Source organism: Clostridium sp. AF34-10BH, assembly GCF_003478095.1.
GTDB lineage: Bacteria > Bacillota > Clostridia > Lachnospirales > Lachnospiraceae > Acetatifactor > Acetatifactor acetigignens.
In genome coordinates this window covers 192,362-205,065 of the sequence record NZ_QUEC01000002.1, presented here as the reverse complement: position 1 = coordinate 205,065, position 12,704 = coordinate 192,362, and the positions used below count along the sequence as shown (strand labels likewise).

Below are 12,704 nucleotides of genomic sequence, written 5' to 3'. Positions count from 1 at the left end.
TTTTCACGGGGCAGGCAGGAAAGGTAAGGCTTACAAGTGACGGACAACATTTATATTCAGACAGAAAATAATGACAAATTAAAGGAAGAATGTGGCGTTTTCGGCGTGTATGATTTCGACGGACACGACGTGGCATCCACGATTTATTACGGCCTTCTGGCATTGCAGCACAGAGGCCAGGAAAGCTGCGGTATTGCCGTCAGTGACACGAGTGGGCCCAAGGGCAAAGTCTTAAGCAGCAAAGACATGGGACTGGTCAATGAGGCATTTACACCGGAACAGCTGGAGAAGTTAAAAGGTGACATCGGTGTGGGACATGTCCGCTATTCTACAGCGGGAGGATCCACCAGAGAGAATGCACAGCCTCTGGTACTGAATTATGTAAAGGGTACTCTGGGACTGGCCCATAACGGTAACCTGATCAATGCGCCTGAGCTTCGAAGAGAACTGGAGTATACCGGTGCTATTTTCCAGACCACCATTGATTCCGAGGTCATTGCTTATCATATTGCCAGAGAGCGTTTGAATTCCAAATCGGTAGAGGAAGCTGTGGGCAGAGCCATGACGAAGATCAAGGGAGCCTATTCCCTGGTGGTGATGTCTCCCAGAAAGCTGATCGGCGCCAGAGATCCTTATGGATTTAAGCCGTTATGCATCGGCAAGAGAGACAATGCGTATTTTCTGTCCAGCGAGACCTGCGCTCTGGATACGGTAGGTGCCGAGTTCGTCCGGGATGTGCTTCCCGGTGAGATCGTGACCATTTCCCCGGAGAAAGGAATTGAGTCCGATACCACCCATGTATTAAAGCCTGCGGAGACCGCCAGATGTATTTTTGAGTATATTTATTTCGCCAGACCCGACAGCTTTATCGACGGCGTCAGCGTATACGATTCCCGTATTCTGGCCGGAAAGTTCCTGGCTATGGATTCCCCGGTGGATGCGGATCTGGTCATCGGCGTACCGGAATCCGGCAACTGCGCAGCCATGGGATATTCCATGCAGTCGGGAATCCCTTACGGCATGGGCTTCGTGAAAAATGCCTATGTGGGCAGAACCTTCATCAAACCGAAGCAGAAGAGCAGAGAAAGCAGCGTTCAGGTCAAACTGAACCCTATCCGGGAAGCCGTGGAGGGCAAGCGTGTCATCATGATCGATGATTCCATTGTCCGCGGCACCACCTCCGACCGTATCGTAAAGATGTTACGGGAAGCCGGAGCCAAAGAGGTACATATGAGAGTCAGTTCACCGCCGTTTCTGTGGCCCTGCTATTTCGGCACAGACGTTCCGGCGAGAGACCAGCTGATCGCATATAACCGTTCCATCAAGGAGATCAGTGATCTGATCGGCACGGACAGCCTGGATTATCTGAAGATTGAGAGACTGGAAGAACTGGTGGGCGGTAATCTTGGCATCTGCAAGGGCTGCTTTACCGGAAAATACCCGATGGAACCGCCTGCGGAAGATATCCGCGGAGAATTTGACAAATAAACAATAACTATTCAGAAAACCGCAGAATAAGAAAAACTGATACGTCATGCCTGCATGTAAGTAGCAGTTTTCTTATTTGTAAGGTGACTCGAGTAGAGTCACCATCCCACACATGAACAAAATTAGCTGCGAAGCAGCGGGAAAGTATGAGAAGCATACGGTTTTGTGAATGTGAGGGATGGGTTTTGAATAGTTGCAATAAATTAGAAAATAAGAGGAGCAGACAAATGAGTACAGGTACAGACAGATATCAGAGCCCGTTATCCGAACGCTATGCAAGCAAGGAGATGCAGTATATTTTCTCCCCGGATATGAAATTCCGTACATGGAGAAAGCTGTGGATTGCACTGGCAGAGACGGAAAAAGAGCTGGGACTGTCCCAGGACGGTAAGCCCGTTATCACAGATGAGCAGATCGAGGAACTGAAGGCCCATGCTGAGGACATTAATTACGATGTGGCAAAAGAGCGTGAAAAACTGGTACGTCATGACGTTATGAGCCATGTGTATGCGTACGGACAGCAGTGCCCCAAGGCAGCCGGAATCATCCATCTGGGCGCAACCTCCTGCTATGTGGGTGACAACACCGACATTATTGTGATGACCGAGGCACTGAAGCTTGTCAGAAAAAAGCTGATCAATGTTATGAAGGAACTGGCGGATTTCGCTGATAAGTATAAGGCACAGCCTACCCTGGCATTTACGCATTTTCAGCCTGCACAGCCTACAACCGTAGGCAAGAGAGCAGCGCTGTGGTTACAGGAGTTCTCACTGGATCTGGAGGATCTGGATCACGTTCTGGGTACCATGAAGCTGTTAGGCTCTAAGGGAACCACCGGAACCCAGGCTTCTTTCCTGGAACTGTTCAACGGAGATCAGGAGACCATCGACAAGATCGATCCCATGATTGCAGCCAAGATGGGATTCAAGGAGTGCTATCCTGTATCCGGCCAGACTTATTCCCGCAAGGTGGATACCAGAGTAGCAAACGTGCTGGCCGGTATTGCGGCATCCGCTCATAAGATGAGCAATGACATCCGCCTGTTACAGCATCTGAAGGAAGTGGAAGAGCCCTTCGAGAAGAACCAGATCGGCTCCTCCGCCATGGCTTACAAGCGTAATCCCATGAGAAGTGAGCGTATTGCTTCCCTGTCCCGTTATGTGATGGTGGATGCGCTGAATCCCGCCATTACTTCCGCAACCCAGTGGTTCGAGAGAACGCTGGACGATTCTGCCAACAAGAGACTGTCTATTCCCGAAGGCTTTCTTGCCATCGATGGTATTCTGGATCTGTGCCTGAATGTGGTAGACGGACTGGTAGTATATCCGAAGGTAATTGAAAAGCACATGATGAGCGAGCTTCCTTTCATGGCTACCGAGAATATTATGATGGATGCCGTAAAGTTAGGCGGCAACCGTCAGGAACTGCATGAGCGTATCCGTGAGCTTTCCATGGAGGCCGGACGCAATGTGAAGGTAGAAGGAAAAGAGAATAACCTCCTGGAGCTGATCGCCGCAGATCCCGCATTCCCCATGGGACTGGAGGAACTGAAAGCATCCATGGATCCGTCCAAGTATATCGGACGTTCCAAAGAGCAGGTGGAAGCTTTCCTGAAAAATGTGATCAGCCCGATCTTAGAGGCCAACAAGGACTTACTGGGTGTAAAGGCCGAGATCAACGTATAAACGTTTTCTGCTGAAGTAATTTGTGGAAACGAAAACTATTCAGAACCTCATTCATCGGTGATCTTTTGATGTTTACATGGCTCTGAATCGTTACAGAATGATAAGAAAGCAGGAGACGAAAATGGGTGGATTTTTTGGAGTCGCAGCAAAAGAAGACTGTGTGTTTGATCTGTTCTTTGGAACGGATTATCATTCCCATCTGGGAACCAGACGTGCCGGCATGGCAGTCTACAGCAAAGAAGAAGGTTACAACAGAGCCATTCACAACATAGAGAATGCACCGTTCCGTACGAAGTTCGACAAGGATGTCAATGAGATGCACGGACATCTGGGCATCGGCTGTATTTCCGATTTTGAGCCCCAGCCGCTGATGGTGCGTTCCCATCACGGAACTTATGCTATTACCACTGTGGGCAAGATCAACAATACGGATGCCATCATTAAGGATCTGTTTGCGAAGGGACATTCTCATTTCCTGGAGATGAGCGGCGGTGACATCAATGCCACGGAGCTGGTGGCGGCCATTGTCAACCAGAAGGACAATCTGGTGGAGGGCATTCAGTACGCCCAGGAGATCATCGACGGTTCCATGACCTTACTGATCATGACACCCAAGGGAATCTATGCGGCCAGAGATAAGATGGGCCGTACTCCGGTGGCAGTAGGCAAAAAGGAGGGGGCTTATTGCGTCTCCTTTGAGAGCTTCGCTTATCTGAATCTGGGATACCAGCCCGTGAGAGAGCTGGGACCGGGAGAGATCGCCGTGGTGACACCGGAAGGTGTACGAACCCTGGTGAAGCCCGGCAGGGATATGAAGATCTGTACGTTTTTGTGGGTCTATTACGGATATCCGTCCTCATCCTATGAAGGCATCAGTGTAGAGAAGATGCGTTATCAATGCGGTGCCAAGCTGGCGGAGCGTGATAATGTAAAACCGGATATCGTAGCAGGAGTGCCGGATTCCGGTACCGCTCATGCAGTGGGATATGCCAACCGTTCGGGAATTCCTTTTTCCCGTCCGTTTATTAAGTATACCCCCACCTGGCCCAGGTCCTTTATGCCGACGATCCAGACCCAGAGAAATCTGATCGCAAAGATGAAACTGATCCCGGTACATGATCTGATCCAGGATCAGAGTCTGTTGTTGATCGACGATTCTATTGTCCGCGGCACACAGTTAAGAGAGACCACGGAATTCCTGTACCAGAGCGGTGCAAAGGAAGTACATATCCGTCCGGCCTGTCCGCCTCTGTTATATGGCTGCAAGTACCTGAACTTTTCCAGATCTTCTTCCGAGATGGATCTGATCACCCGCCGTGTGATCAAGGAGATTGAGCAGGAGGGCAGAGAAATCGATCTGAAGAACTATGTGAATCCCGATACTCCGGAATACGAGGAGATGGTAGGACGGATCTGCAAACAGCTGAAGTTCACCACATTGCAGTTTCAGAGATTGGATGATATGATTGAGTCCGTGGGCATCGGCAGAGAGAAGCTGTGCACCTACTGTTGGGACGGCAGAGAATAATGCGAAAAGAACTTCTAATCACTCAGAGCATAGGCTCTTTCGTGAAGAAGTTCTAAGTTTCGCATGGCAAAACGCTACGCGTTTTGAATATAGATGTAGGTTATATAAAATATAATAAATATTGATTTTACTTATACCACAAAGTGTTGTATACTGTAAAACGGTGTGAGAAAGAGAAGCAGGAGTTTCTTTGGATCACCCGGAACAAGATATTGGATGTAGATTTATCACAGAAACTGTGGTAAAGAATGGAGGAAAACATGGTAAAGGCAGTTGTAGGAGCCAACTGGGGCGACGAAGGAAAAGGAAAGATCACAGATATGCTGGCAGAGAAAGCGGACATTATCGTACGTTTTCAGGGCGGCGCGAATGCAGGACATACCATCGTGAACAATTATGGTAAATTTGCTCTGCACACCCTTCCTTCCGGTGTATTTTACAATCATACCACCAGCGTGATTGGTAACGGTGTGGCATTAAACATTCCGATCCTGATGAAAGAGATCAAGTCTATCACAGACAGAAATGTTCCCATGCCCAAGATTCTGGTGTCTGATCGTGCACAGATGGTAATGCCTTACCATATTTTATTTGATCAGTATGAAGAGGAGAGACTGGGCGGTAAGTCCTTCGGATCTACCAAGTCCGGTATCGCACCTTTCTATTCTGATAAGTATGCGAAGATCGGTTTCCAGGTAAGTGAGCTGTTTGATGAAGAACTGCTGCAGGAAAAAGTACAGCGTGTCAGTGAGATGAAGAATGTCATCTTAGAGCATCTGTATCACAAGCCCATGATCGATCCCGCAGAGCTGTTAAATACCCTGCATGAGTATCGCGATATGATCGCACCTTTTGTATGCGATGTATCCGCATTCTTAGATAAGGCACTGAAAGAGGGCAAGACCATTCTGTTAGAGGGCCAGTTAGGAACCATGAAGGATCCGGATCACGGAATTTACCCCATGGTAACTTCTTCCTCCACGTTGGCAGCTTACGGCGCCATCGGTGCAGGTATCCCTCCTTATGAGATCAAGCAGATCGTTACCGTAAGTAAGGCATATTCCTCTTCCGTAGGAGCAGGTGCTTTCGTATCTGAGATCTTCGGTGACGAAGCAGATGAATTGCGTCACCGCGGCGGAGACGGTGGTGAGTTCGGTGCAACTACCGGACGTCCCAGACGTATGGGATGGTTCGACTGTGTTGCCACCAAGTACGGCTGTCGTCTGCAGGGCGCTACCGATGTGGCATTTACCGTACTGGATGCACTGGGATATCTGGATGAGATTCCTGTATGTGTAGGGTATGAGATCGACGGTGAAGTTACCACTGATTTCCCTGTTACCTACAAGCTGGAAAAGGCAAAGCCCGTACTGAAAAAGCTCCCTGGCTGGAAGTGCGATATCCGCGGTATCCGCAACTTCGATGAACTGCCGGAGAACTGCAGAAAGTATGTGGAATTCATTGAGGAGCAGATCGGATTCCCTATCACCATGGTCAGCAACGGCCCGGGAAGGGAAGATATCATCTATCGTGAGAGCCCTTTGAAGAAATAAATGCTGTCAAATGCGGAGAGATAGGATAATCTTTGATGGAAAAAACATCTGTAAAATGTGAATGAGAATGGAAAGGGCATGGTGCTGGTATGAGATCAGCCCGTGTCCTTTTTAGTATACGATGAATCCGGCAGGAATTTTGATTACACAGTATCTGGCTGAATGCAAGCATTCGCAGAACGCAGTTTTGCATGGCTCTGAATAGTTACAGATTTTTACTGTGAAGGAACAAAAACCAGTGTCTGATAGTAATTTTGAGATGGAGACAGCGAGATATGATCAATAATCTGGAAGCGTATAAAGTATTTTATTATGTGGCAAAATGTGGGAGTGTGACCAAAGCGGCCGGGGAACTGTCAATTTCACAGCCGGCGGTCAGTCAGGCCATCAAGCAGCTGGAAAATACCCTGGATGCCGCCCTGTTCCACCGGGCGGCCAAGGGAGTACGGCTGACCAGTGAGGGAGAACTGTTGTATTCCTATGTGGCAAAAGGGTACGAACAGATCGAAATGGGTGTGAAGAAGGTTCACCAGATGCAGAATATGGAACTGGGAGAAGTCCGCATCGGTGCCAGCGATATGACATTGCAGTTTTATCTGCTTCCCTATCTGGAAAAGTTCCATGAACAGTACCCCGGGATCAAGGTGATCGTCACCAATGCGCCGACACCGGAGACATTGAATTATTTAAGAGAGGGACACATTGACTTCGGAATTGTCAGTACGCCGTTTCCGGAGAGACCTGATATTCAGATGATACCGGTGCGGGAGATTGAGGATGTCTTCGTGGCGGGAAGAAGATTTTTCAGCTACAAGAACCGGACGCTGGATTTTCAGAAACTGGAAAGTCTGCCTCTTATTTTCCTGGAGAAAAATACCAGCAGCCGCAGCTACATGGATGAATTTCTGGCGGGAAACGGGGTATATGTGCAGCCGGAGTTCGAACTGGCCACCAGCGATATGATCGTACAGTTTGTGAGACGAAATCTGGGTGTTGGCTGTGTGATGCGGGATTTTGCCAGAGATTATGTGGAATCCGGCTTGCTTTTCGAACTTAGATTCAATAAAATAATACCGAAGCGTCAATTCTGTGTCGTTAGGAACACGAAGATGCCTATGGCTCCGGCTGCGGAGAAACTGTTGGAGATCATGGAGCTGGACAGACAGGAAGAAGCGAAGATATAAAAGTGACGGCAAAAAGAGGATATACCGGCGGAAACGGAACTGCTTTGACTAGTAAAACGAATAGGAGAGAAGAGTTATGATACGCAATATAATTTTTGACATTGGCAATGTGTTGACAGACTATCGCTGGGAGGGATTTCTGGCGGACAAGGGATTTGATGCGGAAATGATCAAAAAAATCGCAAAGGCATCTATTATGCATCCGCTGTGGGCAGAGTATGACCGCGGTACCTGGACGGACGAGCAGGTTCTGGCTGCATTTGTAAAGGATGCACCGGAACTGGAGAAAGAACTGCATCAAGCGTTCGAGAATATCGCTGGCATGGTAACCCCCAGAGCTTACGCTATTCCATGGTTACAGGAACTGAAAGCAAAGGGATACCATGTGTATTATCTGTCCAACTTCTCACACAAGGCAGAGACAGAATGTGCGGAAGCGTTGAATTTTCTGCCGGAGATGGAAGGTGGCATCCTGTCCTACAAGGATCAGCTGATCAAGCCCGAACCGGAGATCTACCAGCTGCTTCTGAAACGCTATGGATTAAAGGCAGATGAGAGCGTTTTCCTGGATGATACGCTGATGAATGTGAAGGCGGCCGAAGAACAGGGTATCAACGGCATCCACTTCCTGGCCAAAGAGCAGGCGGAAGAGGAACTGCGTAAGCTCGGCGTGGACTGCTAAATGGTTCGTAGCGGAGGGAGTTCTGTTTGTATTCAAAACGCCAATTTCTACGAAAAAAATACAAAAACATAAGATTTTGCTATGTAAAAAGTCTCTATTTTCGCTACACAAGCAAAATAAAGAAATTCCGTACAAAAAATCCTGATTTCGGAACTTTTTTGTACGGAATTTGTTGTTTTGGGGCTTTTTACACCAAACTAACTTGCTATTTATTTTCGTTCTCCTTTTCTTCCGGATGGAAGTCTGCGAAGGTGGAGCGGTTTGTCAGTTTTCCAAACATCCAGGTGTAGATCCAGATGAGAAGAGGGATGGCCACGGTGGCTAGCAGGCAGGTGGCGAATAGCACGTGGCTGGCGGAGCTGTCGAAGATCGCCGCAAAAAGCGTCACGACATATAAAAGCACCAGCAGAATAATTCCAATGATCGCGAAGATCTGTTTGGAAGTCATTTTTGTTTTCTTGTTTTGTGTATTTTTATCCTGTGACATTTGTATTCCTTTCGTTATTCCCATTCATAATTCACAAAAGAGCGTAAGTGCCGGTGCGGTTCGTGGACCTCAAAAGAGCGGAAGTGCCGGTGCAGTTCGTGGACCTCAAAAGAGCGTAAGTGCCGGTGCGGTTCGTGGACCTCAAAAGAGCGGAAGTGCCGGTGCAGTTCGTGGACCTCAAAAGAGCGGAAGTGCCGGTGCGGTTCGTGGATCGCAAAAGCTGCGGGAGTGCCAGAACTGTCCGTGTGCCTCAGGGACTGCGGAACCGTCAGAGTTATTCGTGATTCTCAGAGGTCTCGGAACTGTGTTCCACATGTTCTTCGCTGGGTTCTGGAATCGTCATCAGTACCTTGATGATACGGTTCTGGTCGATACCCTGTACCTTCAAGTGAATACCGTTCTCCAGGGTAACTTCCTCACCATCCTCCGGCAGACGATCCAGACAGTCGATGATCAGACCGCCGATGGAGTCATAATCTTCACTGGTCAGATTTGTTCCAAGAACGTCGTTGATGTCATCCAGCTTCATGCTGCCTTCCACCAGATAAGTATCTTCTGACATCTTCTGGATCAGTTCTTCCTCGTCCTCATCGTATTCGTCACGGATCTCACCGACGATCTCTTCTAACAGATCCTCCAGAGTGATCATACCAACGGTAGCACCGTATTCATTTAATACGAAAGAGACATTGGTGGTCTTTTCCCGCATCTCATACATGAGGTCTGCGATTTTCTTGTACTCGTAAGTATAGTAAGCATCACGCAAAATGTTTCCCACATGGAAAGCACTCTGATCCTCCGTCAGGATAAAGTCCTTGATATTGATCAGACCGATAATATTGTCCTTGTCATCCTCATAGACCGGAAGCCTGGTATACATGGAATCCCGGAAAACTGCCAGAACATCGTCATAAGTAGCATCCAGACTGACCGTTACCATATTGATGCGTGGAATCATGATATCCTTGGCGTGGGCATCGGAAAAATCGAACACATTGTAGATCAGCTTGCGTTCCTCGGATTCGATGACACCGTCCTCATGACTGACGTCCACGTAGGTTTTCAGCTCGCTTTCAGTCATGGTGCTGGCTTTTTTGTTGGGATCGATATGTAACAGCTTCATGATACCGTGGGACAGCAGATCCACAATGAAGATGACCGGCGTGAGCACCTGCATCAGAAAATAGATTACATTGCAATATGTCAGGGCCAGCTTCTCAGAATACAGTATTGCCCAGGTCTTGGGTACGATTTCGCCGCAGAGCAGCACGACAATGGTCAGAACACCGGTTGCGATACCTACAGCCAGATTGATTCGCATAGCTAATGTTGTTGCCAGGGAAGATGCAGTCAGATTGACAATATTGTTGCCGATCAGAATGGTACTGATCATTTTACTGTAATTGTCCAGGACTTTGTTGACGCGTGCAGCACGCTTGCTGCCTTCCTCTTCCAGGGTACGCATTCGTACACGATTGACCGTGGACAGCGCTGTCTCGGCAGAAGAGAAAAAGCCGGATAGAAAAATCAGAATTACGATAGAAACAAGTTGTATGACACCAGAGGTATCCAAAAAAGTTCACTCCTTCTTAAATAATAGTAGTAGGCATAAGCCCCATTTATAAGTTATTAAGCAACAATATACAATAGGACAGGAATAGTTGTCAAGTTTTCCGAATGATTTGAATATATATTTTACATAGGTAAAAAGGAGGAGCAACATGGAAAAAAGAGGCGAGAGAAAAGAAGGGGTTCCGGTGCTTGCACTGGCAAAATGTCTGCTGGCATCCTATGTGCTGACACTGTTGCTTTTATGTCTGTTGGCACTTTTATTGTATAAATTGCATCTGACGGAAGGAATGGTGACCATTGCAATCTCGGCTATTTATGTCGTAACTACCTTTATGGCGGGATTTTTGGCAGGAAAAAAGATGGAGACGCAGAAGTTTCTTTGGGGAGCACTGCTAGGGGCAGCATATTTCGTGATACTGGCGGTGGTATCCGTATTGATCAAAACGCCGGAAACTGCATTGGGCAATTCCTTCTGGACCACAATGGTATTGTGTGTGGCCGGGGGGACACTGGGCGGAATGTTAGGGTAAAATACAGAAATGGACAGGAATTTAACGGTTTTTGAGAAAAAAAGCTTTTACAAATGCCAAATACATGATATAATGAGCAAAAATGAGTTGCGTGTCTGTATGTTTATATACACGCTGGCGTCTATAGGCGCTTTGAAATCATAAGGAGGCTATTTTTAATGAAGCATATTAAGACTTTAACAACCAGAGATTTAAAGGAATCTATGAAAAAGGGCGGCTGCGGTGAGTGCCAGACTTCCTGCCAGTCTGCATGTAAGACTTCCTGCACTGTAGGAAACCAGAGTTGTGAAAAGATTAAATAATCTAAGAAATTGAGAAGAGACTAACGTAAGCAGCGATTCAGGTCGCTGCTTATTCTCTGTTAACTATTCGGAGCCGAATTTGACAGCGTATTCTTCGTCGGATGCTTGCATACGTAAGAGGATACGTCCGGCAAAATACGGCGAAGTAACCACATGAGCAAATAACATGCAGGCATGTTATTCAGGAAAGTCCGGAGGACGATTTTACGAATGGGGTTCCGAATAGTTAATGTTAATGTGTTTTAAGCAATAAGAAGTAGAAAGAAGAGGAATAGAACTGTGATACACCAGTATAAGAGCAACGGCTATAATATCGTTATGGATGTGAACAGTGGTTCTGTCCATGTGGTAGATGATATTGTGTATGATATGATCCCGCTGGTAGAGCCTCTGGTAACGGAAGGCATCAAGGATGCGGATACTATCAAGGCCGCCGTACTGAATCTTGCAAATATCCCCTATCCCCAGGAAGAGATCACCGAAGCGGTGGACGAGGTCCTGGAGCTGGAGAAGGCAGGACAGCTGTTTGCTCCCGATATTTATGAGAATTACATTTTTGATTTTAAGAAGCGCCAGACCGTAGTCAAGGCACTGTGCCTGCACATTGCCCATGACTGTAACCTTGCCTGCAGATATTGCTTTGCGGAAGAGGGTGAGTACCACGGCAGAAGAGCGCTGATGAGCTTTGAGGTCGGCAAAAAGGCACTGGATTTCCTGGTAGCCAATTCCGGCAACCGTGTGAACCTGGAAGTGGATTTCTTCGGCGGCGAACCACTGATGAACTGGGATGTGGTAAAGCAGCTGGTAGAATACGGCAGAAGCTTAGAGAAGTCCAACAATAAAAAGTTCCGTTTTACCCTGACTACCAATGGTATCTTATTAAATGATGAGATCCTGGAGTTCGTGAATAAGGAAATGGGTAATATCGTGCTGAGTATCGATGGACGTAAGGAGATCAACGACAAGATGCGTCCTTTCCGTGGCGGACAGGGCAGCTATGACATCATTGTTCCCAAGTTCCAGAAGGTAGCGGAGAGCAGAGACCAGATGAACTATTATGTGCGTGGTACGTTCACCCACAATAATCTCGATTTCTCCAAGGACGTTCTGCATCTGGCAGATCTGGGATTCAAACAGATCTCCGTGGAGCCCGTTGTGGCACAGCCTACGGATGATTATGCCATCAGAGAAGAGGATCTTCCGATCTTAAAGGAAGAATACGATAAACTGGCAGTAGAAATGATCAAGCGTAAGAAAGAGGGCAAGGCTTTCAATTTCTTCCACTTTATGATCGATCTGCAGGGCGGTCCCTGCGTAGCCAAGAGACTCTCCGGCTGCGGATCCGGTACCGAATATCTGGCGGTTACTCCCTGGGGAGACTTGTATCCCTGCCATCAGTTCGTGGGTAACGAGAAGTTCCTCATGGGCAATGTGGATACCGGTGTGGTAAGAGATGATATCCGTGACGAGTTCAAATGCTGTAATGTCTATGCAAAGGACAAGTGTAAGAAGTGTTTTGCCAAGTTCTATTGTAGCGGCGGATGTGCTGCGAACTCCTATAATTTCCATGGCAATATCAATGATGCGTATGACATCGGCTGTGAGCTGCAGAGAAAGCGTATCGAATGTGCTATCATGCTGAAGGCTGCGGAAGCAGCAGAAGCTTCAGAAGAATAGAAAGGACAAAGGAAAG

Annotated in this window: 12 protein-coding genes; 10 read left to right on the top strand and 2 right to left on the bottom strand. The window is 47.5% G+C overall.

All coding sequences use genetic code 11. The features are described from left to right. Positions 1–36 precede the first annotated feature (36 nt). From purF to DWZ61_RS02870, 6 genes are all read left to right on the top strand, one after another. Positions 37–1,488, top strand: coding sequence for an amidophosphoribosyltransferase (purF, locus tag DWZ61_RS02895; RefSeq protein ID WP_182426969.1), 1,452 nt, complete (start codon positions 37–39; stop codon positions 1,486–1,488). A 227-nt stretch (positions 1,489–1,715) separates the two neighbouring features. Next, positions 1,716–3,173, top strand: a complete 1,458-nt coding sequence (purB, locus tag DWZ61_RS02890; protein ID WP_118537325.1) for an adenylosuccinate lyase — start codon at positions 1,716–1,718, stop codon at positions 3,171–3,173. 121 nt (positions 3,174–3,294) lie between these two features. Further along, positions 3,295–4,701, top strand: coding sequence for an amidophosphoribosyltransferase (locus DWZ61_RS02885; RefSeq protein ID WP_118537324.1), 1,407 nt, complete (start codon positions 3,295–3,297; stop codon positions 4,699–4,701). A gap of 260 nt (positions 4,702–4,961) precedes the next feature. Next, a complete protein-coding gene (locus tag DWZ61_RS02880; RefSeq protein WP_117466207.1) occupies positions 4,962–6,254 on the top strand; it encodes an adenylosuccinate synthase in 1,293 nt (430 codons plus the stop codon). A gap of 275 nt (positions 6,255–6,529) precedes the next feature. Continuing rightward, complete coding sequence (locus DWZ61_RS02875) at positions 6,530–7,438, top strand: LysR family transcriptional regulator (protein WP_022312299.1); 909 nt, start codon at positions 6,530–6,532, stop codon at positions 7,436–7,438. Positions 7,439–7,514: 76 nt separating this feature from the next. Then, positions 7,515–8,120, top strand: a complete 606-nt coding sequence (locus DWZ61_RS02870) for an HAD family phosphatase (protein ID WP_118537323.1) — start codon at positions 7,515–7,517, stop codon at positions 8,118–8,120. A 205-nt stretch (positions 8,121–8,325) separates the two neighbouring features. On the opposite strand, the gene DWZ61_RS02865 is transcribed toward DWZ61_RS02870, so the two are convergent. After that, a complete protein-coding gene (locus DWZ61_RS02865; RefSeq protein ID WP_243026334.1) occupies positions 8,326–8,607 on the bottom strand; it encodes a hypothetical protein in 282 nt (93 codons plus the stop codon). Between the two features lie 134 nt (positions 8,608–8,741). Here DWZ61_RS02865 and DWZ61_RS19565 point away from each other — a divergent pair, with 134 nt between their 5' ends. Continuing rightward, on the top strand, positions 8,742–8,891 hold the full coding sequence (locus DWZ61_RS19565; RefSeq protein ID WP_182426968.1) for a hypothetical protein: 150 nt from the start codon (positions 8,742–8,744) through the stop codon (positions 8,889–8,891). Here the strand turns inward: DWZ61_RS19565 and DWZ61_RS02860 are convergent. After that, positions 8,882–10,180: a hemolysin family protein gene (locus DWZ61_RS02860; RefSeq protein ID WP_118537322.1), complete on the bottom strand. Its 1,299-nt coding sequence runs from the start codon at positions 10,178–10,180 to the stop codon at positions 8,882–8,884. The two genes, DWZ61_RS19565 and DWZ61_RS02860, sit on opposite strands and share 10 nt — an antisense overlap. Before the next feature lie 148 nt (positions 10,181–10,328). On the opposite strand from DWZ61_RS02860, the gene DWZ61_RS02855 reads away from it, so the two are divergent. The 3 genes from DWZ61_RS02855 (at position 10,329) to scfB (ending at position 12,688) form a co-directional block, all read left to right on the top strand. Then, entirely contained in the window at positions 10,329–10,709 is a 381-nt protein-coding gene (locus tag DWZ61_RS02855) for a TIGR04086 family membrane protein (protein ID WP_117464731.1), read from the top strand. A 158-nt stretch (positions 10,710–10,867) separates the two neighbouring features. After that, a complete protein-coding gene (scfA, locus tag DWZ61_RS02850) occupies positions 10,868–11,011 on the top strand; it encodes a six-cysteine ranthipeptide SCIFF (protein ID WP_022154192.1) in 144 nt (47 codons plus the stop codon). 279 nt (positions 11,012–11,290) lie between these two features. After that, a complete protein-coding gene (scfB, locus tag DWZ61_RS02845; RefSeq protein ID WP_117464732.1) occupies positions 11,291–12,688 on the top strand; it encodes a thioether cross-link-forming SCIFF peptide maturase in 1,398 nt (465 codons plus the stop codon). The last annotated feature ends 16 nt before the right edge of the window (positions 12,689–12,704 follow it).